Source organism: Limosilactobacillus caviae (assembly GCF_014635905.1).
Taxonomy (GTDB): domain Bacteria; phylum Bacillota; class Bacilli; order Lactobacillales; family Lactobacillaceae; genus Limosilactobacillus; species Limosilactobacillus caviae.
Genome location: NZ_BMDS01000005.1, coordinates 123348 through 147337, shown reverse-complemented (window position 1 = coordinate 147337; position 23990 = coordinate 123348). Strand labels below are relative to the sequence as shown.

The window sequence follows — 23990 nt, the reverse complement described above, 5'->3', positions numbered from 1 at the left end:
ACATCCTTTCTTTTACATAAAATATTGTGGATCTTGATCTATACTTACCTGTACATCTTTAAACCCGCGACTCTGAGTATTTTGAAGAATATCAAATAATAATTGGTGTAAGTACGGGTCTTTTTTATATTTAATTACTATCTGATAATAATATCGCCGTTTCATTCGTGCAATTGCTCGGGGGGTTGGCCCCAGAATAATAGTAGACGAAGAAAGCCCATTTTTTAACTGTTCGTAAATTTTGGCCATCGCACCTGCAGCCTTTGCTTCTTCTGGATGGCTTGCCATTAACCGTACCGTGTAATAATAAGGCGGATACCCTGCTTGCCGTCGTAACATCATTTCTTGCTTAAAGAACTTTTCATAATTATGCTCTTTAGCGTCTTGAATAGCATAATGATCCGGATTGTAGGTCTGAATAATGACCTTTCCCTGCTTATTCGCGCGACCAGTACGCCCACTAACCTGACTCAATAAGTCAAAGGTCCGTTCGCTTGCTCGAAAATCCGGCAATCCTAATCCGGTATCGGCATTTAAAACTCCTACTAGTGTAACATTAGGAAAATCGAGCCCTTTTGCAATCATTTGGGTTCCCAATAAAATGTCTGCTTGATGATGACCAAACTGACGCAATAATTTTGCATGCATTCCTTTGCGCCGTGTTGTATCAACATCCATCCTAATAATACGGGCACCTGGTAATAATTGATGCAATTCTTGTTCAACTTTCTCAGTTCCGGTTCCATAATAACGGATCTGACGGCTATGACAGTTCGGACATTCATGAGGAATCGGCTCTTCATGACCACAATAATGACACTTCATCGTTCGCGTATCCATATGTAAAGTCAGCGAAATATCACAATTAGGACATTTTAATACGGCTCCGCAATCACGGCACATCATAAATGATGAAAAGCCACGCCGATTTAACATCAAAATGCTTTGCTCACCTTTTTGAAGCCGGTCCGCCAGTTCTCCTAATAATACTTGTGAAAAGTTGCTTTCACCATGCTTCTTTACCTCATCACGCATATCAACAATATTAATTGGCGGAAGGATTTGCTGATTTACGCGATGTGGTAATCTTAGCAGATGGTAGACATTTTTCACTGCCCGTGCACGGCTTTCAAGGCTGGGGGTAGCAGACCCTAAGACGACTGGCGCATGGTTATATTTTCCCCGCCATTTTGCAACTTCACGCGCATGATAACGGGGAGACTCATCTTGCTTATAACTAGATTCATGTTCCTCATCTAAAACAATTAACCCAATATTCTTTAACGGGGCAAAAATTGCGGAACGTGCTCCTACAACGACTTGTGCTTCACCACGTTCAATCCGTCGCCATTCATCGTATCGTTCACCATTGGATAGACTGCTATGTAATACTGCTACCTTAGAGCCAAATCGACGACGAACACGGTTAACGATTTGTGGCGTCAAAGAAATCTCAGGAACTAACATTAAGGCGGTCTTCCCTTGTCTCAAAGCATTAGCAATAGATTGTAAATATACTTCTGTCTTACCGCTTCCTGTTACTCCTTGAAGTAAAAAAACTTGTGAAGCATGATCGTCAATTGCATGATTAATTTTATTAACCGCTGCTTCTTGATCTGCGTTAAGGGTAAGCGGGGCTGCTAAATGTTGGTCATCCGGTGTTCCCTGCATGTCCAAAGGTTGCCGGTAGACTTCAATCGGTACTTTTTCTAACCATCCCTTTTTCTGTCCCTGATTAAAGGTGGCTGGCTTTAACCCTGTTATCCGTTGTGCTTCTTTGAACTTAACAGTCTGTCCATTTAATGATTGTAAATATGAGATAAGGCGATTTTGAGCATGGGCGTTTGAATGGAGTGAAATCCGCTCATCTTCTAATTGCTCAAAATTAAGTTGGGGGTGGATTCCAGTAACCGTTTTAGCGTGAGCACGGTCTTCTACTTGATATTCAATTGCTATTTTCCCTGCTTTTTGGAGTTTTAATAATTCGCTTAAAATTGTCGGGTTATCTTGAACATCAGTCATCTCTAACTCATCTTTACCATGGAAAATATCAAATGCTACATGCTCATCCACTTCATCAATGATCCGAATAATTCTTGTCGTCTTAGCTTTTAATAAGTTAGGCAACATAGTGTATAGACAAGAAATCCAAAAAGAATATGTGCTGTCCGCTAACCACTTGCTAAGTTCCATTAATTCAGAACTAATTACTGGTTGTAAATCCATTATTGCTTGAATCGGTTTAAGTTTTCCCTCATATTTTGTTTCCTGATTAATTCCCACAACGAAGCCTTGAACTGTTCGTCTTCCATTGCCAAACGGGACAATCACCCTTACACCAACTTGAATTTGCTTTTCGAGTGTTGGCGGAATTTGATATGTATATGGCTGATTCGTTTGCATAGTTGGGACATCAACAACTACTTGGGCCAATTCTGGCATTTAATCACCTTGCTTTAACTTTGAACTAATTAATTCAATAATTTTAGTTGCAACTTTGCTCTTGGATTGACGTGCCATCTTAATTGGCGGCTGGCTTTTCTGCAGAACCGTTACCTGGTTTTCATCATTGCCAAACGCCCCATCACTACCAGCAACACTATTAGCAATAATCATATCTGCATTTTTACTAGCAAGTTTACGATTAGCATTTGTTAACAAATCGTTAGTTTCAGCCGCAAATCCTATTACAAGCTGATTTTTCTTTTTTGTTTTTGCTATTTCCTTTAGCACGTCTACCGTTTCAGTCAATTCTAACGTAATGTTAGGATTATCTACTTTCTTTTTAATTTTATGGTCAGTAAAATCGACTGGACGATAATCAGCCACTGCCGCCGCCATAATCAATATATCATTTTCTGGAAAGTACCCTTGCAAAGCCTTAAAAAGATCTTCTGTCGTAGTAATTTTGACAACTTCAATAGCTGGTGACTGGGGAAGATCAACTGAAACTTGACCAATAATTAATTTGACCGCTGCACCTGCTTGAGCGGCAGCCTCAGCAATTGCAATTCCCATCTTACCAGAAGAACGATTACCGATAAAACGAACCGGATCAATATTCTCCCGAGTACCGCCAGCAGTCACAATCAGCTTTTTACCTTGCAAGACCTTTTTAGTTGCTAAAAAATCTTTTATATATTGGCAAATTGCTACTGGTTCTGGTAATCTTCCCCGACCTGTATATCCTTCAGCTAACCGTCCACTAGCTGGTGGCATGACATTTACCCCATCCTGTTGTAACTGCGAAATATTACGCTGTGTCGCCGGGGCTTGCCACATATGGTTATTCATCGCAGGAACAATTATCTTGGGTCCTGCCGTTGCAAGCAAAGTTGTTGAAACCGCATCATCAGCAAGGCCGAGTGCCATTTTAGCGATAATATCGGCTGATGCTGGAACAACGACTGCCAGTTCAGACCAATCCGCCAGTTCGATATGCGGAATTGGGGTCGAATGCTCATCCCAAAGATCAGTAAGAACCTTTTCCTTAGTTAAGGCAAAAAGCGTGGCAGGTGTAACAAGTTTAGTAGCAGCATCTGTCATCCCCACACGAACTTCATGTCCCATCTTTTGAAGTCCGCGTACTACTTCTACCCCTTTATATGCAGCAATACTGCCTGTAAGATATACTGCAATCCGTGTCATTTCTCCACCTCAGCTTCATTATTTTCCTTAGTTGATTATAGCATTTTATCGTTATTATCTGGACTTTTATGAGCAAAAAAGGAACCAGCGCAGTTTTGCTCTAGTCCCTTTTGTCATCTTTGTGTGGTTTGATTAATCTTGTAAGTCTTCAGTGTGATCAGGATCAATCGTTACTTTTCCAGCAAGAATTTCTTCAAGAGCTTTTCCTACTGACTTACTTGAATCATAATGTTCAAGTAACGGTGCAGCACCTGCATCTAGTTCGTTAGCACGCTTACTAGCAAGCATTACTAACGAATAACGTGAATCAATATGTTTTAATAATTCATCAACTGATGGAAATAGAATCATTTTTCGGAATCTCCTAACATTTCAAGATATCGTGGCATAACACGTGTTACACGAAGCCGTTCGGTGCGGATAATGTCTTTAATCTTCTCAACCGCCTTTGGAACTTCATCATTAACAACCGCATAATCATAGTTTTGCATCATTTGAATCTCGCTAAAAGCTTTATGAATACGCTTATTAATAACTTCCATACTGTCAGTTCCACGATGAATCAACCGTTGCTTTAATTCATCTAAATCAGGTGGTGTTAAGAAAATAAATACGCCATCTGGACATTTGGATCGAACTTGCATTGCTCCGTTGACTTCAATCTCGAGGAATACATCTTTCCCAGAATCTAAGGTTTCATTAACATATTTTAATGGTGTACCGTAATAGTTGTCAACATACTTAGCATATTCAAGCATTCCGCCGGTTTGAATATGATGTTCAAATTCTTCTTTGCTAACAAAGAAATAGTCTACTCCATTAACCTCACCTGGTCGCGGCTTTCTAGTTGTCATTGAAATAGAATATTGAAAATCATTATCATTTGAATCAAAAATAGCTTTCCGAACAGTCCCTTTACCAACCCCTGAAGGGCCAGAAAGCACAATTAACATTCCACGATTTGCCATTATAACGCTCCTATTTGTTTAATCGTATTAATACTATAATGCACTAGATTAGAACTGAAATCAAGCAAATGTACAGCAAAAAATTATTGAGCTTTTTACTTGCAATTCTGAATGTATGTTCGTATACCATAATCAAACGAATGTTCGGAGGCGCGATTATGCAAATTGAACAAAAATCTCTTTTTAAATTTACGCCACAAATTATTAGTAATAAACTTCGTCACTTATTTGAAGAATCACCCAATGATGATCAAGCGGGATTATTAACTCCGCAACCTGCTCAGCAGCGACAATTATTCTTAAAGCGAGCAATTAAAGACAAAATTAAGGCAACGTTTCAACTAATGCCCATTAATAATGATGGTTACCCGGTTAACGTTACTGGTAACATTGCTCAATTAGCTGATACAGATCGCTATCTTATCACTAATCGAAATGTAAGCTACATTGTTAATTTTGACCAAATTCGTTATATTGCGAACTTATAGGACTTATACATAGTTATTTAAAAAATCAATGTATTCCACCGTCTATAGTAGAATACATTGATTTTTTATTTTGCCATATTAAGCAGTTCCTGAGCATGTTCTTTAGTTAACTGGGTAATCTTTTCTCCTGACAACATCCGTGCAAGTTCTTCCACTCTTTCATCTTCTTTTAATGGTGTTACCCGAGTTGTAGTTCGTTCATCATGAACTGACTTTTTAATAAGAAAATGATGTTGAGCAACCGCTGCTACTTGTGGTAAATGGGTAATACATAAAACTTGAGAATGTTGCGCAATCAACCTAATTTTATCGGCAATTGCTTGCGCTACTCGTCCACTAACCCCAGTATCAACTTCATCAAAAATAATGCTAGTGACACCTTCTTTTTGTGCAAAGATTGTTTTTAGTGCCAGCATTACCCGCGATAATTCTCCACCAGATGCTATTTTAGCCAGTGGCCCCATCGATTCACCAGGATTAGTTCGAATATAGAATTCAACCTGGTCAATTCCAGTAGGCGTAAATTGCTCATGACTAGGATTGTCAAAATGGACTTCAAATTCTGCTTTTTCCATATAAAGTTCTTTGAGCTGCTGGTGAACTTTTTTACCTAGTTCATGAGCTGCTTTTTGTCGTACTTGACTTAGCTTACGACCGGTTTCACGAAGCTTATTCTCTACTTCAGTTAATCGTTGTTCTAAGTCATTGCTTGAATCAGCAGCAGCCTCCATTGAATCAAGTTCTTTTTTTATTTTGGCATAGTACTTTAAGACATCCGCCAATGTATCCCCGTATTTATGTTCTAAATCACCAATTGTCGTAAGACGCTGCTCAATTTGTGCTAGCCGTTCATCATCAAATTCAAGCATATCTAGCTGTTGACTAGCTTCATTAGCAACATCCTGTAAAGCGTAATATGCATCATTTAACGACTTGCTAAGATTATCATAAGCATCATCAAACTCCGCGATTGCACTAATTGCATCCATGACCGTTGCCACTTGGTCAAGAACCGGCGCTTGATCACTTTCATTAAAGGTCGTTACCGCTAATTGAAGGGCATTATTAATTTGTTGAAAATGCTCCAATCGATCACGTTCGCTAATCAATTCATCTTCTTCGTTTTCTTTTAAATTAGCTTCTGAAATCTCATTTACCTGGTAACGAAGCATATCTAATCGCTGGGCCCACTGTTGTTCATTAGCTTGCTTTTTATTTACTGCGGCCTTTAATTTTGAATATGCTTTATATTCTTCCTGATATTGTTCTAAAAGGGGGTGAACCTCTTTAGCGGCAAATTGATCTAACATCCCCAAGTGCGTTTCAGGCTGCATTAATTGTTGGTGCTCATTCTGCCCTTGAATATCGACTAGACCTGCACCTATTTGGCGAAGAGTAGTTGTGTTAATCAATTGACCGTTAACGCGAATTGTATTACGCCCATTTCGATGGATCTCCCGTGATACGATTAAGATTCCATCTTCGTGATCAATTCCTAAAGAATCAAGCAGGTGATCAAATTCTGGATCGTCTGGGATTGCAAACTGACCCTGCAAACTTAATTTTTCTTCACCTCGTCGAATGAACTCCTGCGAGCCACGTCCACCGGCTAATAATCCAACCGCATCAATAATTATTGATTTACCAGCACCTGTTTCTCCAGTTAAAACTGTCATTTGGTTAGCAAAAGTTAGTGTAAGATGTTTAATAATCGCTAAATTGTCAATTGTCAATTCTTGTAACAAAAATAGCCACCTCACTTAGTCAAGCATTGCATTAAGCTTATCTTCTAATGTTACTGCGGCTTCTGCAGACATACATACTACCAGCACATTGCCATCATCACCAATTGTTGTAAAAACAGAAGGAAAGTCCATTTTACGAATTAGGCTTGCTACTACCGGACCATTTCCCGGATGAACTGTTAGTGCTAAAAAACAATCATTACGTTTTAGTTGTTCTAAACTATCGCGTAATGTTGATGCCAGTTGATTTTCATGCCCTTGACGGTGATACGCTGGCAATCCGTATCGGTATCCACCATTATCTGCAGGAACCTTAATTAATTGCATTTCTTTGATATCTCGTGAAATAGTAGCCTGTGTAACTGTCAGACCTATTTTACGTAAACTTTCAACAAGGTCATCTTGTCGTTCAATGCTCTCACTGGTAATAATTTCACGAATCTTTTGTTGTCGTTCTGATTTCTTCATTTATAAAGTCACCCTTGTTTATTCTTTATGATTTAAATCATCATCAGCGGCTTCAATAACTTCATCAATGTTAACATTTTGAGCAAGGATGCCCGGATTTTCACTCAAACGAAGGTGAACGAGAAATTCCATATTCCCTTGTCCTCCTTTAATTGGCGAGTAGTCTAATCCTAAAACATCAAAGTGATCTTCACGAGCAAAATTCAAAACATTTTCTAATACTGCTCGGTGAACCTTATGATCATGAATGATACCGTTTTTTCCGACATGTTCCTTTCCCGCTTCAAATTGCGGCTTAATTAAAGCAACTACTTCACCACCCATTCTAAGAATTTGTGCTAACGGTGGCAAAATAAGGCGAAGGGAAATAAATGAAACATCAATTGAGGCAAATTCCGGCTGACCACTTGTAAAATCAGCTAGTTTACTATAACGGAAGTTTGTTTGCTCCATTACGACTACCCGTGGATCTTCTCGCAATTGCCACACTAACTGATTAGTACCTACATCAAGGGCATAGCTTAGTTTCGCACCATTTTGTAACATTACATCTGTAAATCCGCCCGTTGAGGAACCAATGTCTAAAACAACTTTATCTTTAACTGAAATGTCAAAAACCTTTAATGCCTTTGCTAATTTTAGCCCGCCTCGACTGACATATGGCATTTTATGGCCTTTCATATGAAGAGTAGTTGTTATCGGAATCTTTTGCCCTGGTTTATCTAACCGCTCATTGTTTTTACCAAGGATTTCACCAGCCATTACCGCACGTTTTGCTTGCTCACGTGAGTCAAAAAGCCCCTGTTGAACTAATAATACATCTACACGTTCTTTTTTCATTTTTCTTGTCCTTACTATTTGAAGTATGCTAAAAATTCATCGTAACCAGCAAACGATTTACTAGTTAGCTTTTCAAGTTGTCGTTGACTTTGAGTAGCAGCAATAAGGGCACTGTGCAACTGTTTCTTAGCACCGTCTACTCCAAGTAAACCAGGATAGGTGTTTTTCTGTTCAGCAGCATCCTTATGAACTGCTTTCCCCATTTGCTCAGTTGTACCAAGGACATCCATTAAATCATCATAAATTTGAAATGCTAATCCATAGTTTGCCCCAAACGCAGCTAGTTGCTGTTGTACCTTTGCAGGCTGATCCATTATAATTCCACCAGCAAGAACAGCATACTGAATAAGCGCGCCTGTTTTTTGCCGATGTAAGTATCTTAACTGCTCCAAGCTTAATCGCTGATGTTCCCCTTCTATATCACGTGCTTGACCAGCAACCATCCCTGCCGGACCAGCAGCTTTGGCAAGTTCAAATGCCAGGCGACTACGAATATCAGCTGAAAGATTATTATCTGTGACCCATTGAAAAGCTAGCGTTAACAGGCCATCGCCAGCTAAGGTCGCCATGCCAGCACCAAATTTGCAATGATTGGTTGGCTTCCCACGACGTAAGGCATCGTTATCCATTGCCGGTAAGTCATCGTGAATCAAAGAATAAGTATGAAGCAATTCTAATGCTGTTGCCACCCGCAAAATATCTTCATTTATTGTGCCGCCAAGCAATTCGACTGTTGCTAAAGTTAAGGCCGGTCGAAGCCGTTTTCCGCCAGCCATCACTGAGTATTCCATTGAATCACGTAAAGTATCTTGATCAATATCTTCAGGGAGAAATTTTGCCAAATAATTATCAATTTGTTTTTTTAAGTCTGAAATTGAAGTAATCATTATCTTTACTACTCTCGCTATTACTCGTCTTCACTGCCGAATCCGCGGTTACCGCCACCATTATTGCTTGGATCATCGCTTTGTTTTTCATATACTTTTTCATCGCCATTGTCGTCAATTAAGTGGCCTAATGTTTTTTCAGCTGTTGTTAACTTTGTTTGTAGTTCTTTTGATAGCTTAATTCCTTCTTGAAATTGCTGAAGTGCTTCTTCTAAAGGAACGTTTCCCTGCTCTAAATGATTAACGATTTCTTGTAGTTGTGTTAGTTGTTCTTCAAAAGTTGGTTTTTCTGTTGCCATTTTAGTGCTCCTTTATCTTTTTAATTTCTGCTTGGACGTCACCATCGTCAAAATGTAATTGAACATTTTGCCCGACTGTTAACTGTTGGGCATGATTAACTACTTTTTCATCACTTGTAACATATGTATAGCCGCGACTCATAATCTTTAGCGGACTCAATGAATCCAGCTGCTTAATAAGACTTGTAACTTGCTGTTTTCTTTCATTTTGATTAGCAACCGTTGCACTAACAAGTTGCTTTTGAAGCTGAGCGACCAGTTGACTTTGTTGCTGAACACGATGAAGGGGTGAATAGTTCATTAACTTCGCACCTAATCGTTCAACATTTACCCGTGCATCTCTCATTCGATTCTGTGCCGATTGATTAAGCTGTTGGGTTAGTTGGTCTACTTTTTGGGCATAATTCTCATATAGCCGTGTTGGTTGTTGAAAAATATAGCTTTGCAATTGTTTATTTAACTGTTGACGATCGAAGCTAATTTGCGTCTTCATCGTATTAAATAACCGATTTTGGTTATCCCTAATCGTCATTAAAACATCACTAAGCTTTACCGGCGTGGCTAATTCTGCGGCTGCCGTGGGAGTAGCTGCACGCTGATCAGCTACCAAATCAGCAATTGTTGTATCTGTTTCATGACCTACTGATGAAATAACGGGAATCTTACTATTCGCAATTGCACGAGCGACTATTTCTTCGTTAAACGGCCATAAATCTTCCAGTGATCCTCCACCACGACCAATGATAAGGGTATCAAAATCTCCCCGCTCATTTGCTCGATTAATTTGTCTTGCAATATCTGCGGCAGCTTTATCACCTTGAACTACTGTTGGGTACAAAACAACTTGAGCAATTGGATAACGTCGCCGAACTGTAGTATTAATATCACGGATAACTGCACCATCAATACTAGTTACTACCGCAATCCGCTTAGGAAACATCGGAATTCGTTTTTTAGGCAGGTTAAAAAGACCCTCCGCACTTAGTTTCTTTTTTAGCTGTTCAAATGCTAAATATAATGACCCTAAGCCATCAGGTTCCATCTGATCAATATAAATCTGATAGCGTCCACTCTTCTCGTAAAGACTAACATGTCCTACTACGCAAACTTTCATCCCTTGTTCCGGGGTAAATTTAATTTTCCGAAATTGATGTTCAAACATCACTGCATCAATTACAGCGTTATCATCTTTTAAGCTAAAATATTGGTGACGTTGCCGCAAGCGGAAATTTGAAAGTTCACCGGTTAAATAAACCGTGTGCAAATATGGGTCACGATCAAATTTCATTTTTAAGTATTTAGTTAATTCGCTAACCGTTAAATACTGACTTCTATCCATGATGCCTCCATTGCGCTAAGTCAACTGTTTGCTCCATTAGAGTAGCAATCGTCATTGGACCAACTCCCCCTGGCACTGGCGTAATTGCTTTTGCTCTTTCCTTAACGTTTTCAAAGTCCACATCGCCAACTAATTTACCGTTAATCAAGCGGTTAATTCCAACATCAATCACAACTGCGCCAAGCTTTACATCCGTTTTCTTAACAAGAGAAGGAGTGCCGGTAGCAACAATTAAAATATCGGCACTGCAGGTTAAAGAAGGCAGATTTACCGTCTTGCTCCCCGCCATCGTAACCGTAGCATTGGCATTATTAAGCAGGGCTAATAATGGTTTCCCTACTAGAATGCTGCGACCAACAATTACCGCATTTTGTCCTTCTAAGTTAACCCCATACTCAGTCAGCATTCGCATAATTCCCCGTGGTGTACAAGCAACCGGGTAGTTACCACGCTGATTAGCATACAATTTCCCTAAATTTAAGGGATTCAATCCATCGACATCTTTCTCCGGTAAAATCGCACTTGTTATCACTTCTGGATCGATCTGGGCTGGCAGCGGCTGTTGAACTAAAATTGCATCAATCGAATCATCATTATTTAATCGATCAATCTCAGTGAGAAGTTCTTCCTGACTAACATCAGCAGGGAATTTTTTCAAGATTGAGTTAATGCCTAATTTGATTGCCTTTTTATGTTTATTCCGAGTGTAAATTAAACTTGCTGGATCGTCGCCGGCAAGTACAACTGCAATTCCGGGAGTTATATTTTGTTTTTTTAATTTTGCTACTCGTTCTTGGGTCTGAGCATTAACCTTTTTAGCAAGAGCTTTACCATCAATAATTGTTGCCACCATGATTTCCTCCTCGTTAATTTTCCAATTTTTATTCTACCATAATAAACGTCCAGTGATATTTAACATATAAAAAGGGAGTGGAAACAAAAGTCAATAATAACTTCTCTCCACTCCTGCGAGGATGACTGCTCACTCTAGTCATATCGCGTTATTGAAATAAATAGTAAAAAGGCATAAATAACGTTACTTAACAAGGCCTTCCATGTATTTAATTATTTAGGCTTTCTTGTTTTTCAAACTTACCAAGTGCACCGTTAATGAATTTTCGTGATTTATCACTGCTAAAAGTCTTGGTCAATTCTAACGCTTCATTAATCGCAACAACTGCCGGAACGTTTTCTGCATATTGCATCTCAAATAATGCAAGACGTAAAATTATCAAATCCGGTTTTGCTAAACGACCAAGCGTCCAGCCACTTGCTAGCAAACCGTTAATTTGTTCATCAAGTTGCTCTTGATGTTCGCGGACTCCATTTACAAGCGTCATTAAGTAAGCAGGAATCTGCTTTTCATCATGATGAGGAATTGCTTCATAAACCGTTTGAATGTCAGCTTCAGGATCTGATTGTAATGCAAAGAGAACCTGAAACGCCTCTTCACGAATCATATGTCGGTTTAAACTCATTTTATTCACCAGCCTCGTCATCTAAGTGTTCGCCAAATAGGTCATCTGGATCCACCTTTTGGTCTTCTTTTGAAGTTACAATTCCTTTAATATGAACATTAACTTCCTTAACTTTTAAGTCGGTCATCAAATTAATTTGTTGTTTTACTTTATCTTGAATCATTGCGGCAACTTTAGGTACAGATACCCCGTATTCAACATAGACATCAATATCAAGCGATATATCTTTATCATTGCTGGAAAGCTTTACTCCACGTCGGCGATCTGAGCGTCCCAAAAGTTCACTTACGCTATTTGCAAATGAGCCGTACATCTTTGAAACACCGTCAATTTCACTTGCGGCAATTCCCGCGATAATTTCTAAAACTCGTGGCGAAATTTGAATTGTCCCGAGTGATTGATCTTCACTGCTTAAAACAATCTTTGATTCTTCAGCCATCGTCAGCCCTCCAATTTATTTCTTCTCTTATATAGTAATCATTTCTATTTTGCACTATGTCAGCATGAATTGCAACAACTTGGTTAATAACGTAACGGCAATTTAGAAATCAGCTGTGGACTACGATTATACCAATCATGCACTACTAAATCGAGTGTATTCGTAGTAAATTCTCCCAAATCCATTGTTTTCATTTTCGCTAAAGCATCAAGAAATTGCCGTGACCCTTGAAGCGGTTTGGTAAACCGAGCGAACGTTACGTGTCCGGAAATAGTCTGATAGCGTTCCTGCAATACAAGATTATTTGCTGGGAGTTCTTTTCTAATTAAATCACGTAAATCCACCAATTCATGAGAGTAGTAACCCTTAACTAGGAGGGCACCGGGACTAGCAATAACCCCCTTTAGTTTCCAATGAATCGGGTTAACTTGGGAAACAATTTTCGATAGTACTTCTATATATTTTTCCCTATCATCTACAGATAGATGAAATTTACTATTCGCTGCAATAAGATCAATTACGGTAATATGCAAATCATTAGCAGGATAGAAATATTGAACTGGCTCAACTGTTGCTAATTTTTGGATACAAAACATAATATTACGGCGAATGTGTGCTGGGAGCGAATTAATTATTGTCAAGCCACGACGAAAATCTGTCTCTGGAGCTAACAAATATTCGTCTAGCTGTTCTTGATGATTCTTTATCGCCGATGTTCCCTGCTGGTCGATATTATTATACAGTTTATCTAGTTCCATTTAATCACCAACAATGATTAACTCTGGGGACGCATTGGTTAAAATTTCAACACCACCATGGGTAATAAGGATATCGTCTTCAATTCGAACTCCCCCAATTTCTGGAATATAGATACCAGGTTCAACGGTAATCACTTCATTATTACGAAGTTTGACATTCTTAGCATTTGGCCCATAGCTTGCAGGCAACTCATGGACAGATAACCCAATTCCATGGCCCATCCCGTGATTAAACTCATCTCCATAGCCTGCTTCTTCAATCAATTGTCGCCCGGCTAAGTCAAGCTGATCTCCGCGTTGACCAACATGTGCCGCCGCAATAACTGCTTGACGCGCTTCATTAACAATTTGATACACATCACGTAATTCTGGATCAATTGAACCAACAGCAAATGTCCGTGTCATATCTGCCGTATAACCATTGACATAGTAGCCAAAATCAAGAGTAACAATATCACCATCTTCAATTATTTTTTCTGAAGCTGTAGCATGTGGCTTGGCAGCATTTTTACCACTAGCAACAATGGTCGGAAATGATGCGCTAGTTGCCCCATGTTCTTTCATCCAAAAATCAAGTAAATTAGCAACATGGCGTTCAGTCATCCCACGATGGATATTCGCTAAAACATACTGATACCCTGCTAAATGCAAATTGGCTGCCTGCCGTAAAAGCTCCACCTCGTTACTATCCTTTATCATGCGCATTTGTTCGATTTGATAATGAAAAGGAACAATATCTGCATTCATTGTTTCATCTAAAACGTCAAATAAATAGTATGAAATAGAATCTTCATACCCAAGCACAGTTACTTTGATGCCTTCACAAATTTTATTTAGGGTTCCGTAGTAATCGCGGGTAATCATCCCCACAGCCTCATCACTCTCAAATTCTTCAAGTGCAAGTTGGTAACGATCGTCTGTAATAATGATTGCATTATCCTGCGTTATCAATAAACAACCATCCCCAGCAGTAAGCTGAAAACCTGTTAAATAATAGATATTTTGAGGATTAGTAACTAAAAAAGCATCAATATACAGCTTATCAAACTTCTTTTGTAATCGCTTAATTCTAGACATTATTTCTCCCTTTTAATATTGCCGATTAGCATAATCACGCGGGCCAAATATCGCTGTTCCCACTCGAACGCAAGTAGCCCCTTCCTCAATAGCAATTTCAAAGTCATGTGTCATTCCCATACTCAAAACATCTAACTTTAACTGACTATTTTGCCTATTCATCTCATCTCGTAATTCTCTTAGCTTCCGAAAAATAGGGCGCGTTTTCTCAGGATCTTCAAAATACGGCGCACTGGTCATTAACCCCCGTAATTTTACATGCGGTAATTCCAAATATGCATCAGCCACTTCCATGCAATCTGCTAAAGTAGGTCTAACACCAAATTTACTCTCTTCTTCACCAACATTCACTTCAATCAAAACAGGAATTTGACGGTTATGTTTCTTGGCTTCTTTTTCAATAGTATGTAATAGTTTAACCGTGTCGACGGATTGAATCATTTTGACATAACCAGCAATATATTTAACCTTATTTCTTTGTAAGTGACCTATCATATACCAGTTAACGCTTTGAGGTAATTCTTCATGCTTTTTAGCCAGTTCTTGAACATAATTCTCACCGAAATCTGTCCAGCCCATTTTATTCAACTGTAAAATATCGTCTGCTGAGTGATTTTTACTAACAGCAAGCAATTGCACTTCTTGTGGATTTCTACCACTTCGTTGACAAGCAGCAGCAATCCGCTTTTTTACCGCTTCGCCTTTTTCGATAATATCCATATGAAATATACTCCTTTGCTTTTCATATTAATTCTAAATTATTTTTAAAAATAAAAAAAGCTTCTATTCTCCTAAAAGGAAAATTGAAGCCTTCTTATTCTTATTCAGCAACTGGGTATACTGATACCTTACGCTTACTACGACCCATGCGTTCAAATTTAACAACACCGGCTACCTTAGCGTATAAAGTATCGTCTCCACCACGACCCACGTTTTCACCTGGGTTGATGTGAGTACCACGTTGACGGTAGATGATTGATCCAGCAGTTACGATTGAACCATCAGCAGCCTTTGTACCAAGACGACGACCAGCTGAGTTCCGACCGTTAGCAGTGGAACCACCCCCCTTGTGGTGGGAGAAGAATTGTAAATTCATAATCATAGTTGTTCACCTCCAGCAATGAACTTTAATTAAACATCTTTACTTCAATGTTTTTAGGGTAGCTTTCTTGGATATCAAGCAATCCATTTAACAAAGTTCTAAGAAGAATCTGACTATCATGACCTAGATCCAGCTTGGTAACTTCGAGAAAGCCACCATTGACATTATCTTGATTAAGGTTAGGTTTTGCATGAACTACTTGCTCAAGACCATTAATCGTTGAAATAGATAATGCAGAAACAGCTGCACATACAATGTCCTGACCATACGGACCAGAATCAGCATGTCCAGTCATTTTAAAAGAAGTGATCCGCTGATTCGAATCTAGAGAAAATTGCACCCGAATCATGACCTCACCTCCACATTAAGCGTTAATCTTGTTAATAGTAACCTTAGTGTAAGGTTGACGGTGACCTTGCTTAGTGTGAGTGTGCTTCTTAGGTTTGTACTTAAAGGTAACAACCTTCTTTTCCTTACCTTGCTTGTCAACAGTACCTTCAACAGAAACACCGTCAACTACAGGAGTACCGATCTTAGTGTCGTCTCCACCGACAAAGATAACTTGATCAAAAGTTACCTTGTCGCCTTCTTTAGCTTCAAGCTTTTCAACGTAGATAGAAGCACCTTCTTCTACTTTGTATTGCTTACCACCAGTAACAATAATTGCGTACATACTTTGTGCACCTCCTTAGTATCTAAGACTCGCCGTTCCAAGCAGCTAAAATGGCTTTTAACTTAGTAACGTGCGGTTGTAGTTGTTGGTTCACAAATACAACGTTTGTATAATATCAAATATTCCTCTTTTCGTCAACTCTAATTTGCCCAGAGATTTAATTAATGCAAAATAAAAATAAGGGAATGGAAAAAACTATTTTCCCATCCTCTTAAATTGCGGTAAACGTTATATTTCCTCTAAGGTTGCTTCTTTTTCACCGTTAAAGAAATTAACCAAGGAAATACTGTCACCGCTAAATTGATCCAACATTTTTGCCACACTTTGAGTCATGTATCGTGGGGTGTAAATCATACCATCTTCTAACCAGCGACTTACTAATCCTAAAAACGCTGAATCAACGAAGGAAATCTGCAAATTTAATGGAACTTCTAACTGCTGGTTTTTATTAACCTGCTCATTAAAATGCGTCATTTCATTTGCCAGCCGATTATAAAGTTGCTCATAAAAGAAGTTATTCTTTTCATTATTCAATAGAACATCAAAAATATCGGCATCGTTTTCGATATACTGAAACGCCTTGCGGAGTGAAAATACCTGCACCGTTTGTTCTTTCGACCAATTACTATCAATCATTACTTGGCTGAAGAAATCATCAATAATCTCTTGAATTGCTGATTTAATAAAATCATGTTTGTCCTTGTAGTGTAGATAGAAGGTCCCGCGGGTGATGTTGGCAGTTTCAGTAATCTTTTGGACGCTAATATCTTCAAGCTTTTCACGTCTCATCAGATATACAAGAGCTTTACGCAGACTATTACGTGTTTTTATTACACGCGGATCTGTCTTATTAGCAGCCATTTAATCATCATCCTTCCATATACAGCTTAAGTCCTTTCCGCTTTCGTACTTCTACTAATTTAAAGTATAGTTGTTATGAAAGCGTTTTGTCAATGAAATAACTAGCTTTATATTAATAATTTATTTATAATCAGTTTTTTTGTTATTGACAAAGTTTAGTTTAAAATTATATACTTAAATCTGTCTGGAGCGGTAGCTCAACTGGATAGAGCATCGGTCTTCTAAACCGAGGGTTGCGAGTTCAAGTCTCGCTCGCTCCATTTTTCATAATGTACTTACAAAAAAAGGTTGGGAAATATCTCAGCCTCTTTTCTATTTTAAAACTAATAATGGCCTATCGCAGTTGCGGTTCTCTTATTATTTTTTAATATTTTATTAAATAGCTCATCTCATGTTACAAATTGATTGCAAAAATGGACTTATTTAATAATAATGTATATAGAGATTGCTTTTTGAGGTGATTATTATGCTACCATTTTTTATTATTGTTTTAATTTTGGTTGCGTCAGTAATTGGTGAGTTCATGTTCGGCAGCCTCAACAACCAAGAGAGTGGCAAACATGGCGCTACTACCAGTCACTTACGAGATCGAAAAGCTTAATCTTATATTCCGTTCAACAAAAGGGTGCGAGATAACAATTATCTCGCACCCTTTTTCGTGATCATAATGTTATTTTAGTATTGATCAATCATTGCTTGGTAAGCCTTTGTTATTTGTTTAGGCGTTAATTTCCAGTCAACGATCCCCATTTTTAATAAGAGATGCCAAGCATGACGATAACTTTCTTGTTGATGATTAAAGTATGCATCACTTAAAAAGTGTTTAATCGCCAAGTAGGATTTATTTAAATCAGCTAATTTGGTCGCCCTTTTCGCATCAGCAACACGTCGCCAGGCTTTCTCATCTAATACTACCAAATGTGTCCATTGCATTTTAGCGCTAAATAGAAGAAATAGCCCCATTGATTCGGCATACGCTTTTAATAATTTCTTTTCATCTACTTCACTTGGATTAATAACTTTATACCAGCCAGCGGCCTCAGCCATATCAGATAAGGAAATATCAAGATCAAGAAAAATAGTTTGCTTTCGTACTTCCGGGCCAATTAACAATTCTTTTTCATCATCAATTTTTAATTCTAAGTCAATGATTTGGTGAAGCATTTTAGTAATATCTAACATCTTTTGCCTCCACAACAAAAAAGCAGTAACAATTATTCATCATTTTCTTCTGAATCGTCTTTCTTCGTTGTTACCTCTGCTTCTTCATCAGATTGATCTACTGCCAAACTAGCACTATCAGGCACCGCTTCTTCATCATCGGCTATTTCCATATGATCTGTCCTAACAGCTAACGAATCGCGGTCTGCCAAGTACCATTTACGAACTAATCCATAATGAAGTAAGACATCAAAGAATGAAACCTGTTCATCAGGATCTTCAACTAAAAAGGCCCACTCTTGACTATAATCATCTGGGTCAAAGGCAATATCAAGCTTGGTACCCTGATCTAATATTAATTCAGCCCCATTATTACGTGGTAGGTTCATTAGCATATAATCTTCATCTGCAGTTGCAACAAATAGACGGTCAATTACAGTCAATGGGAGATCCGGCTTATCCAGCATAAAGCGACGATCGTTAGCAGTTGCAAGGATACCGAGGTCAATTGTAAAATCAAGGTCTTGTTGCAGATACTTAGCAAAATCAATCAATGGTTTTACCGCGTCTCGTAACTCAAGATCCGTGTGCTGATTCAATGCATATATAATGAAGTAATTTACCAAAGTACGATTGTTAAATTGCATTAACTTGTCTTCTAAACTGAGGTAAAACAAAGGTTCATGCTGACTCTGTTCAGTAAAGGCTGCCTCACCGCGACTATCAATCTCAAATTTAAATATTGCTTCATTACCGATTGAAGCCATTGTTGCCTCAAATTCATGGTTTAGTTCATTCTCTGTAACATTAACAGCCGTATCCCCATGCATTTTCAGAAGGCGGTCCATAAAAATCAAAAAGTAATCAGCCGCTTTATAATGCGGAGGGAAGTTAACAAACGCATTTGCTAAATCCATTTTCGTTAACTTTATTGTAGCTGCTAGGAGGTCCTTAGTATCCTTGGTCTGCGCTAATCGATCTAGTAAGTCAACATACTTTTGTCCTAAACTTAAGACATCCTTAAATGAATCAGAAAGCGCTTGTACTCGCTCACTAGGAGAAGTCACGATTCGATTATTGCTCATCGCTATCCACCTGCTTTCCGTTTGCTTCATTTAAGCTTTCTAAGTAATTAGCGTATAAGTTGCGATTTGCCAGTTCAAAATCTTCAAAACTGCCAAAAGTATCGACAATGCTCTTTTGCTCATAACTTAAAATTGTATTTTCCTTAGATAGGGATAATACAACGCGTTCATTATCTTTGATCGTTTGAACCGCATTACGAGATTCGTCTTCTTGGTCTTCCAGCTTTTGCAATTGCTCCACAAGTTCCTGACGACTCTCTTTGTTTCGGCTAGATTCCCAAATACCAGAACGGGAACTAATATCTTTTAACTGTTCTTGGAGTGCTTCTTTGCGTTCTTCACGTTCTCGTTGATGATCAATAAGGTCTTGAAGCCGATCATTTTCACTAGAAATTTTATTAATTCGTTCGCTATTATAACGCTTATTATCACGTGAAAGTTCGAAAGCAGTACGCAGCTTCTCATATTCCGTCTGATCAAAAGAAAAACGGACATTTAACACATCTAATTCACCAAACTGGCGACGATCCCACCAATTGCCAAAATAAATCCGGTAATGGCCCGTTTGATATTCTTCGTAATAGAAAAATGGATAAGTCTTGCCTAAGTATTTAATTAAGTTTTCACTGAGGTGATTACTTAACTGGTCAGCCAAGTCGTCCACCAGGTTCATTACACCCTTATCATTTGGCTGCTGCTCGCGATGTTCAATTTCTTTAGCATAGCGTTGGTTATCTAGCAACTGGTAGATTTCCCGATCACGGTGATTTGAAATTGCGTCGTTAAAGCGTCGTAAATACTTTACTTTTGTAATAATTTGTTGGTTGATGGCTTGAGTAACATCAAGCGCATCACTATTAGTTTCTACACTCGCCATAAGCATGCTCCTTGTCTAAATAACTATCTATTATAATAAATAACTTCACTACCCTTTTTCCACTATTTTTAAACTTTTTTCAAAAATTTTATATATTTCGATTACTTTTCCTTTCTAAAAAGAAAAAGCCTTTCAAAATTGAAAAGCTTTTCTCCCTTTATCCAATATTTAAATATCAATGAACACCGAGTGATAATTTAGCGAAACGACTCATTCGATCAATTGTCCAGACCGGTTCCCATACAAATTCTACATCGACATTTTTTACTTCAGGCACCTTCTTGACTGCTTTAACCACCATGTCAGCTAAAACATTGGTCAACGGACATCCCATTGTCGTTAAGGTCATTTCAATTAAACATATCCCATCGTTATCAAGATCAATTGTATAAACAAGGCCCAAATTAACAATATCAATATGAAGTTCGGGGTCAATAACTGTTGATAATTGTTTGACGATGTCGTCTTTAATTGCTTGTTTATCTCTCATAATTACTTTTTCCAATGTTTTTCAACAAACTGTTGACGCCCGCCTGCTTCTTCTAAGGCAAATCGTTGCGGATTCTTTTTATAAAAATCTTGGTGATAATCTTCTGCAAGATAAAATGGTTGTGCATCCTCAATCGTTGTCACAATCTTATCGTTACCAAATTGGCCGCTTTTTTGGAGGTCCTTTTTAGATTCTTCTGCAATTCGCCGTTGTTCTTCATCCTTTACAAAGATTACCGGCCGATAATTATCGCCACGATCTTGAAACTGACCACTCGCGTCTGTCGGGTCCGTCTGATGCCAGTAAATTTCAACAAGATCCTTATATGAGACCTTAGTGGGATCAAAAGTAATCTTTACCGCTTCAGTATGCCCCGTTGTTCCTGAACAAACTTGCTCATAAGTAGGATTTGCAACATGACCACCAGTATATCCTGATTCTACTTTTTCAATACCAGGATAAGTATCGAAAGGTTTGACCATGCACCAGAAACACCCACCTGCAAATATCGCTGTATCTAAACTCATAATAATTACATCCTTTCTTAATTGCGACCATAGATTGGCCATGCTGCTTCTTGAGCGCCCTTGTAAGTTTTTTCAATTGCTTGTTTCGTTTGCTCTGTTTGATAGGCCGCTACAACCTTTTTATAAACCTCATTATCCTTATTTTTCTCTTGAACTGCAATTATATTGACATATGGCTTTGCTGCTTTATTGATTGGTTCCAAATAAATCGAATCTTTCTTTGGATTGAGGTTAGCTGCTACTGCGTAATTTCCATTTATTATCGCCGCGTCAACAGAATTCAAGGCCCGTGCAGCTGTGGCCGGATCAACTTCCTTAAATTGCAAATTGCGTGGATTACTCGTAATATCCTTCAACGATGGTTTAATTCCACTATCTTTCTTTACTTTAATTAGTCCTGCTGATTGTAATACGTTCAACCCCCGCCCTAGTGTTGTCGGTTCGTTTGGAATCGCAATCGTTGCTCCATTAGGCAAATCCTGTAATTTTTTATATTTTTGTGAATATAGTCCTAACGGGGAGATCACAGTATTACCAATTGCTGTTAAGTGCGCATTCTGTTGCTTATTATAGGATTCAAAGTAATACCGAGTAAGACAAGAATGCATATCAATTTTTCCGTCTTTCAGTGCCACGTCTGGTTGAACATAATCATTAAAAATCACATATTCAATATTAATCCCCTGCTTTTTCAATCTTTTCCGAACATTATCCCATACCGGCTCTGAATCTGTCCCAACTAATCCCAAGCGAACGGTTGTAGTTGAAGTTTTACCAAAACGTTGGTGGACTATCCCGGCAATACCAACCACCACAACAATTGCCAAAATAACTGAAATAATCAACCCTGTCCTTCTCTTTCGTTTCATTCTATTTAATCCTCCTTTATGCCAGAAAAGAAAAACGTCCCTAAGAACAACCATGCCGTGCTCTTAGGGACGTTAATAACGCGTTACCACCCTGTCTTTAGTACAAAAAGTACCCTCAATTCTAATCTCACCTTGAAATTAGAAGCATGGATAACGGCTGCTACCCCGTAGAGAACTTACCTTTAACCAAGCTCATTCTCTCAATTAACTAAAGACCATCTTCATTATTTCGGTTCCTGCCATCTCTCAGCTACCATGGCTCTCTGTATAGGTCGTAAAATAACTACTCATCTTTTCTAACAATATTTTAATTTAGTTTTAATTATATTAACGATATTCATCATAAAAGTCAACCTTCTTTTATGAACTCTACCGTAGATAATGATGTTTATTGCATTTTTTATAGACTGAACTATAATATTAGTAACAGTTATTTTATCTTTCTTAAATAACTGTTGTTGAAGCGTTTCAGAAAAAGAGGCGAAGTTATTTATGGCACTTAGTAAGCAAGAACGTAAGGAAATGGCTCGTAAAGCTATGGAAAAGCGTGGCAGCAAGAAACCAGATGGTTCTGGTTTTGCAAAGATTGATGCTGACGCCAAGAAACTGAGCGAATAACTTTTTTGAAGCAATTCACTTATATACTTAAAGAGACAGAGATGTTTTTAACACCGCTGTCTCTTTTCTTTTTATTTATTGCCTTGTTCTTTTTTACAAAAGGCTGCGAGGCGGTCCATCCCCTCTTTAATCTGATCCATACCTGTTGCATAGCTAAAACGAAGATATCCTTCACCGCCCTTGCCAAAGTTTGATCCGGCTGTTACCGCAACTTTAGCATCATTAGCTAGTTGATAAATCAGCTTATTATCATCTTGATCAAGAAACGATGGAATCTTTGCAAAGATATAGAATGCACCCATTGGCTGACTACATTCAAAGCCCATTTCTGTAAGGCGCTTATACATGTAGTCACGCCGCTTAATGTACTGAGCGTCCATCTCCTTTGTTGCCTCGTCCCCAGCCTTTAGAGCCGCCTCTGCAGCATCCTGAACAAACGTTGCAATATCCGTTACGGCAAAAGCATGAACCTTAAATAATAAGTCAGTCACTTTAGCTGGCGCACAAAGGTATCCGATCCGCCAGCCTGTCATAGCATATGATTTAGAAAAGCCGTTTGCGAGGATCGTCTGTTCTGGAATCACCTTAGCCATGCTAGAATATTCGCCATCATAATTCAACTCGCTATAAATCTCATCACAGATTGCAAAAATAGGTTTCCCTTTAATAAGGGCAGCTAATTCATTCATTTCTGCTTGACTGTAAGCAATACCAGTCGGGTTAGATGGATTAACAAAAACGACTCCCTTAACTCGATCACCATATTTATTAAGATATTGTTGTAGCAATGCTGGGGTTAATTTAAAGCCAGTCTTCGATGTATCAACTTCTACTGGTGTCCCGCCAGCAATCATTACATCCGGCGTATAAATTGAAAATGTAGGGGTTGGGACAAGAATAATATCGCCAGGATTTGTAATCGCAGTAATAGCAGTAGAAATTCCCTCTGTCACCCCATTAGTAACAAGGATTTCAGTCGCGGGATCATAGTGAAGGCCATATTTTTTAGCTAATGTATCTGCAACCGCTTGCCGTAAGCCAACTGTTCCCCGTTGCGGTGCATAGTGCGTTCGATTATTTTCAATGCTTTTAATCCCCGCCTCTTTAATATATTCTGGCGTATCAAAATCAGGTTCACCAATTGTAAACTTAATAATTCCCGGAATTTTTGAGACATACTGAGAGAAATCAAACACCTTTAGCGTAGGAACATCACTCAAGATTTTCCGCATATATTTACTCATTTCAACCATTTATTTAAGTCCCCTTTTAAACTAATTACACTTCTTAATT

30 protein-coding genes, 1 tRNA gene and 1 other annotated feature are annotated in these 23990 nt (G+C 38.5%); of the genes, 4 read left to right on the top strand and 27 right to left on the bottom strand.

Annotated features, from left to right (window positions below):
- Window positions 1–12: 12 nt before the first annotated feature.
- From priA to gmk, 4 genes are all read right to left on the bottom strand, one after another.
- Window positions 13–2442 carry a primosomal protein N' gene (gene priA / locus IEU90_RS08100; protein WP_153710692.1) on the bottom strand — a complete coding sequence of 810 codons (2430 nt, stop codon included), beginning with the start codon at window positions 2440–2442 and terminating at the stop codon, window positions 13–15.
- Window positions 2443–3648, bottom strand: a complete 1206-nt coding sequence (gene coaBC, locus IEU90_RS08095; protein WP_153710693.1) for a bifunctional phosphopantothenoylcysteine decarboxylase/phosphopantothenate--cysteine ligase CoaBC — start codon at window positions 3646–3648, stop codon at window positions 2443–2445.
- A 132-nt stretch (window positions 3649–3780) separates the two neighbouring features.
- On the bottom strand, window positions 3781–3999 hold the full coding sequence (rpoZ, locus tag IEU90_RS08090; RefSeq protein ID WP_003663855.1) for a DNA-directed RNA polymerase subunit omega: 219 nt from the start codon (window positions 3997–3999) through the stop codon (window positions 3781–3783).
- Window positions 3996–4616, bottom strand: a complete 621-nt coding sequence (gmk, locus tag IEU90_RS08085) for a guanylate kinase (RefSeq protein ID WP_153710694.1) — start codon at window positions 4614–4616, stop codon at window positions 3996–3998. The genes rpoZ and gmk overlap by 4 nt, the downstream gene beginning before the upstream one ends.
- A gap of 140 nt (window positions 4617–4756) precedes the next feature.
- Between gmk and IEU90_RS08080 the strand changes: the two genes are divergently transcribed.
- Window positions 4757–5104: a hypothetical protein gene (locus IEU90_RS08080; RefSeq protein WP_188358012.1), complete on the top strand. Its 348-nt coding sequence runs from the start codon at window positions 4757–4759 to the stop codon at window positions 5102–5104.
- Between the two features lie 65 nt (window positions 5105–5169).
- On the opposite strand, the gene recN is transcribed toward IEU90_RS08080, so the two are convergent.
- The 16 genes from recN to IEU90_RS08000 all read right to left on the bottom strand — a co-directional run bounded on the left by recN (window position 5170) and on the right by IEU90_RS08000 (window position 17070).
- Complete coding sequence (gene recN, locus IEU90_RS08075) at window positions 5170–6849, bottom strand: DNA repair protein RecN (RefSeq protein WP_153710695.1); 1680 nt, start codon at window positions 6847–6849, stop codon at window positions 5170–5172.
- A 15-nt stretch (window positions 6850–6864) separates the two neighbouring features.
- Window positions 6865–7317 carry an arginine repressor gene (locus IEU90_RS08070; protein WP_153710696.1) on the bottom strand — a complete coding sequence of 151 codons (453 nt, stop codon included), beginning with the start codon at window positions 7315–7317 and terminating at the stop codon, window positions 6865–6867.
- 18 nt (window positions 7318–7335) lie between these two features.
- Window positions 7336–8157, bottom strand: coding sequence for a TlyA family RNA methyltransferase (locus tag IEU90_RS08065; RefSeq protein ID WP_188357964.1), 822 nt, complete (start codon window positions 8155–8157; stop codon window positions 7336–7338).
- A 14-nt stretch (window positions 8158–8171) separates the two neighbouring features.
- Window positions 8172–9044, bottom strand: a complete 873-nt coding sequence (locus IEU90_RS08060) for a polyprenyl synthetase family protein (RefSeq protein WP_153710698.1) — start codon at window positions 9042–9044, stop codon at window positions 8172–8174.
- 20 nt (window positions 9045–9064) lie between these two features.
- Complete coding sequence (locus tag IEU90_RS08055; protein ID WP_153710699.1) at window positions 9065–9343, bottom strand: exodeoxyribonuclease VII small subunit; 279 nt, start codon at window positions 9341–9343, stop codon at window positions 9065–9067.
- 1 nt (window position 9344) lies between these two features.
- Window positions 9345–10682, bottom strand: a complete 1338-nt coding sequence (xseA, locus tag IEU90_RS08050; RefSeq protein ID WP_153710700.1) for an exodeoxyribonuclease VII large subunit — start codon at window positions 10680–10682, stop codon at window positions 9345–9347.
- The gene (locus IEU90_RS08045) at window positions 10675–11532 is read right to left on the bottom strand and encodes a bifunctional 5,10-methylenetetrahydrofolate dehydrogenase/5,10-methenyltetrahydrofolate cyclohydrolase (protein ID WP_188358011.1); all 858 of its coding nucleotides are present in this window, start codon (window positions 11530–11532) and stop codon (window positions 10675–10677) included. Before IEU90_RS08045 ends, xseA begins: the two co-directional genes overlap by 8 nt.
- Window positions 11533–11743: 211 nt before the next feature.
- Window positions 11744–12160 (bottom strand): transcription antitermination factor NusB, encoded by a 417-nt coding sequence (nusB, locus tag IEU90_RS08040; RefSeq protein ID WP_153710702.1) that lies wholly within the window; start codon window positions 12158–12160, stop codon window positions 11744–11746.
- 1 nt (window position 12161) lies between these two features.
- Window positions 12162–12599, bottom strand: a complete 438-nt coding sequence (locus tag IEU90_RS08035; protein ID WP_188357963.1) for an Asp23/Gls24 family envelope stress response protein — start codon at window positions 12597–12599, stop codon at window positions 12162–12164.
- A gap of 83 nt (window positions 12600–12682) precedes the next feature.
- A complete protein-coding gene (locus IEU90_RS08030) occupies window positions 12683–13357 on the bottom strand; it encodes a 2'-5' RNA ligase family protein (protein ID WP_153710704.1) in 675 nt (224 codons plus the stop codon).
- The gene (locus IEU90_RS08025; protein WP_153710705.1) at window positions 13358–14434 is read right to left on the bottom strand and encodes a M24 family metallopeptidase; all 1077 of its coding nucleotides are present in this window, start codon (window positions 14432–14434) and stop codon (window positions 13358–13360) included.
- A gap of 12 nt (window positions 14435–14446) precedes the next feature.
- A complete protein-coding gene (locus tag IEU90_RS08020; RefSeq protein ID WP_188357962.1) occupies window positions 14447–15154 on the bottom strand; it encodes a YggS family pyridoxal phosphate-dependent enzyme in 708 nt (235 codons plus the stop codon).
- Between the two features lie 100 nt (window positions 15155–15254).
- Window positions 15255–15536, bottom strand: a complete 282-nt coding sequence (rpmA, locus tag IEU90_RS08015; RefSeq protein WP_019254008.1) for a 50S ribosomal protein L27 — start codon at window positions 15534–15536, stop codon at window positions 15255–15257.
- A 25-nt stretch (window positions 15537–15561) separates the two neighbouring features.
- Window positions 15562–15885, bottom strand: a complete 324-nt coding sequence (locus tag IEU90_RS08010; protein WP_153710305.1) for a ribosomal-processing cysteine protease Prp — start codon at window positions 15883–15885, stop codon at window positions 15562–15564.
- Between the two features lie 15 nt (window positions 15886–15900).
- Window positions 15901–16209 (bottom strand): 50S ribosomal protein L21, encoded by a 309-nt coding sequence (gene rplU / locus IEU90_RS08005; protein WP_153710306.1) that lies wholly within the window; start codon window positions 16207–16209, stop codon window positions 15901–15903.
- A gap of 15 nt (window positions 16210–16224) precedes the next feature.
- Window positions 16225–16297, bottom strand: a sequence feature (ribosomal protein L21 leader region).
- 140 nt (window positions 16298–16437) lie between these two features.
- A complete protein-coding gene (locus IEU90_RS08000) occupies window positions 16438–17070 on the bottom strand; it encodes a TetR/AcrR family transcriptional regulator (RefSeq protein ID WP_153710307.1) in 633 nt (210 codons plus the stop codon).
- A 186-nt stretch (window positions 17071–17256) separates the two neighbouring features.
- Between IEU90_RS08000 and IEU90_RS07995 the strand changes: the two genes are divergently transcribed.
- Window positions 17257–17330 (top strand) — tRNA-Arg (locus IEU90_RS07995).
- A 206-nt stretch (window positions 17331–17536) separates the two neighbouring features.
- On the top strand, window positions 17537–17671 hold the full coding sequence (locus IEU90_RS11425; RefSeq protein ID WP_259395134.1) for a hypothetical protein: 135 nt from the start codon (window positions 17537–17539) through the stop codon (window positions 17669–17671).
- Window positions 17672–17745: 74 nt separating this feature from the next.
- Here IEU90_RS11425 and IEU90_RS07990 read toward each other — a convergent pair whose 3' ends face one another.
- The 6 genes from IEU90_RS07990 to IEU90_RS07965 all read right to left on the bottom strand — a co-directional run bounded on the left by IEU90_RS07990 (window position 17746) and on the right by IEU90_RS07965 (window position 22079).
- On the bottom strand, window positions 17746–18252 hold the full coding sequence (locus IEU90_RS07990) for a hypothetical protein (protein WP_153710308.1): 507 nt from the start codon (window positions 18250–18252) through the stop codon (window positions 17746–17748).
- A 32-nt stretch (window positions 18253–18284) separates the two neighbouring features.
- Entirely contained in the window at window positions 18285–19316 is a 1032-nt protein-coding gene (locus tag IEU90_RS07985; protein WP_188357961.1) for a hypothetical protein, read from the bottom strand.
- On the bottom strand, window positions 19306–20193 hold the full coding sequence (locus IEU90_RS07980; protein ID WP_188357960.1) for an exonuclease SbcC: 888 nt from the start codon (window positions 20191–20193) through the stop codon (window positions 19306–19308). The genes IEU90_RS07985 and IEU90_RS07980 overlap by 11 nt, the downstream gene beginning before the upstream one ends.
- A gap of 175 nt (window positions 20194–20368) precedes the next feature.
- Complete coding sequence (locus IEU90_RS07975; RefSeq protein ID WP_153710311.1) at window positions 20369–20683, bottom strand: metal-sulfur cluster assembly factor; 315 nt, start codon at window positions 20681–20683, stop codon at window positions 20369–20371.
- Between the two features lie 2 nt (window positions 20684–20685).
- Window positions 20686–21210 carry a peptide-methionine (S)-S-oxide reductase MsrA gene (gene msrA, locus IEU90_RS07970; protein WP_153710312.1) on the bottom strand — a complete coding sequence of 175 codons (525 nt, stop codon included), beginning with the start codon at window positions 21208–21210 and terminating at the stop codon, window positions 20686–20688.
- Between the two features lie 17 nt (window positions 21211–21227).
- Window positions 21228–22079 carry a MetQ/NlpA family ABC transporter substrate-binding protein gene (locus IEU90_RS07965; protein WP_153710313.1) on the bottom strand — a complete coding sequence of 284 codons (852 nt, stop codon included), beginning with the start codon at window positions 22077–22079 and terminating at the stop codon, window positions 21228–21230.
- 492 nt (window positions 22080–22571) lie between these two features.
- On the opposite strand from IEU90_RS07965, the gene IEU90_RS11420 reads away from it, so the two are divergent.
- Window positions 22572–22697: a hypothetical protein gene (locus IEU90_RS11420; RefSeq protein WP_003664033.1), complete on the top strand. Its 126-nt coding sequence runs from the start codon at window positions 22572–22574 to the stop codon at window positions 22695–22697.
- A 71-nt stretch (window positions 22698–22768) separates the two neighbouring features.
- On the opposite strand, the gene IEU90_RS07960 is transcribed toward IEU90_RS11420, so the two are convergent.
- Window positions 22769–23950: an aminotransferase class I/II-fold pyridoxal phosphate-dependent enzyme gene (locus IEU90_RS07960; protein ID WP_153710314.1), complete on the bottom strand. Its 1182-nt coding sequence runs from the start codon at window positions 23948–23950 to the stop codon at window positions 22769–22771.
- Between the last annotated feature and the right edge of the window lie 40 nt (window positions 23951–23990).

Bases quoted from the DNA above. Each gene is read 5' to 3' on its own strand.
- priA (WP_153710692.1), bottom strand. From the start codon at position 2,442: ATGCCAGAATTGGCCCAAGTAGTTGTTGATGTCCCAACTATGCAAACG.
- coaBC (WP_153710693.1), bottom strand. From the start codon at position 3,648: ATGACACGGATTGCAGTATATCTTACAGGCAGTATTGCTGCATATAAA.
- rpoZ (WP_003663855.1), bottom strand. From the start codon at position 3,999: ATGATTCTATTTCCATCAGTTGATGAATTATTAAAACATATTGATTCA.
- gmk (WP_153710694.1), bottom strand. From the start codon at position 4,616: ATGGCAAATCGTGGAATGTTAATTGTGCTTTCTGGCCCTTCAGGGGTT.
- IEU90_RS08080 (WP_188358012.1), top strand. From the start codon at position 4,757: ATGTTCGGAGGCGCGATTATGCAAATTGAACAAAAATCTCTTTTTAAA.
- IEU90_RS08070 (WP_153710696.1), bottom strand. From the start codon at position 7,317: ATGAAGAAATCAGAACGACAACAAAAGATTCGTGAAATTATTACCAGT.
- IEU90_RS08065 (WP_188357964.1), bottom strand. From the start codon at position 8,157: ATGAAAAAAGAACGTGTAGATGTATTATTAGTTCAACAGGGGCTTTTT.
- IEU90_RS08060 (WP_153710698.1), bottom strand. From the start codon at position 9,044: ATGATTACTTCAATTTCAGACTTAAAAAAACAAATTGATAATTATTTG.
- IEU90_RS08055 (WP_153710699.1), bottom strand. From the start codon at position 9,343: ATGGCAACAGAAAAACCAACTTTTGAAGAACAACTAACACAACTACAA.
- xseA (WP_153710700.1), bottom strand. From the start codon at position 10,682: ATGGATAGAAGTCAGTATTTAACGGTTAGCGAATTAACTAAATACTTA.
- nusB (WP_153710702.1), bottom strand. From the start codon at position 12,160: ATGAGTTTAAACCGACATATGATTCGTGAAGAGGCGTTTCAGGTTCTC.
- IEU90_RS08035 (WP_188357963.1), bottom strand. From the start codon at position 12,599: ATGGCTGAAGAATCAAAGATTGTTTTAAGCAGTGAAGATCAATCACTC.
- IEU90_RS08030 (WP_153710704.1), bottom strand. From the start codon at position 13,357: ATGGAACTAGATAAACTGTATAATAATATCGACCAGCAGGGAACATCG.
- IEU90_RS08025 (WP_153710705.1), bottom strand. From the start codon at position 14,434: ATGTCTAGAATTAAGCGATTACAAAAGAAGTTTGATAAGCTGTATATT.
- IEU90_RS08020 (WP_188357962.1), bottom strand. From the start codon at position 15,154: ATGGATATTATCGAAAAAGGCGAAGCGGTAAAAAAGCGGATTGCTGCT.
- rpmA (WP_019254008.1), bottom strand. From the start codon at position 15,536: ATGATTATGAATTTACAATTCTTCTCCCACCACAAGGGGGGTGGTTCC.
- IEU90_RS08010 (WP_153710305.1), bottom strand. From the start codon at position 15,885: ATGATTCGGGTGCAATTTTCTCTAGATTCGAATCAGCGGATCACTTCT.
- rplU (WP_153710306.1), bottom strand. From the start codon at position 16,209: ATGTACGCAATTATTGTTACTGGTGGTAAGCAATACAAAGTAGAAGAA.
- IEU90_RS08000 (WP_153710307.1), bottom strand. From the start codon at position 17,070: ATGGCTGCTAATAAGACAGATCCGCGTGTAATAAAAACACGTAATAGT.
- IEU90_RS11425 (WP_259395134.1), top strand. From the start codon at position 17,537: ATGCTACCATTTTTTATTATTGTTTTAATTTTGGTTGCGTCAGTAATT.
- IEU90_RS07990 (WP_153710308.1), bottom strand. From the start codon at position 18,252: ATGTTAGATATTACTAAAATGCTTCACCAAATCATTGACTTAGAATTA.
- IEU90_RS07985 (WP_188357961.1), bottom strand. From the start codon at position 19,316: ATGAGCAATAATCGAATCGTGACTTCTCCTAGTGAGCGAGTACAAGCG.
- IEU90_RS07980 (WP_188357960.1), bottom strand. From the start codon at position 20,193: ATGGCGAGTGTAGAAACTAATAGTGATGCGCTTGATGTTACTCAAGCC.
- IEU90_RS07975 (WP_153710311.1), bottom strand. From the start codon at position 20,683: ATGAGAGATAAACAAGCAATTAAAGACGACATCGTCAAACAATTATCA.
- msrA (WP_153710312.1), bottom strand. From the start codon at position 21,210: ATGAGTTTAGATACAGCGATATTTGCAGGTGGGTGTTTCTGGTGCATG.
- IEU90_RS07965 (WP_153710313.1), bottom strand. From the start codon at position 22,079: ATGAAACGAAAGAGAAGGACAGGGTTGATTATTTCAGTTATTTTGGCA.
- IEU90_RS11420 (WP_003664033.1), top strand. From the start codon at position 22,572: ATGGCACTTAGTAAGCAAGAACGTAAGGAAATGGCTCGTAAAGCTATG.
- IEU90_RS07960 (WP_153710314.1), bottom strand. From the start codon at position 23,950: ATGGTTGAAATGAGTAAATATATGCGGAAAATCTTGAGTGATGTTCCT.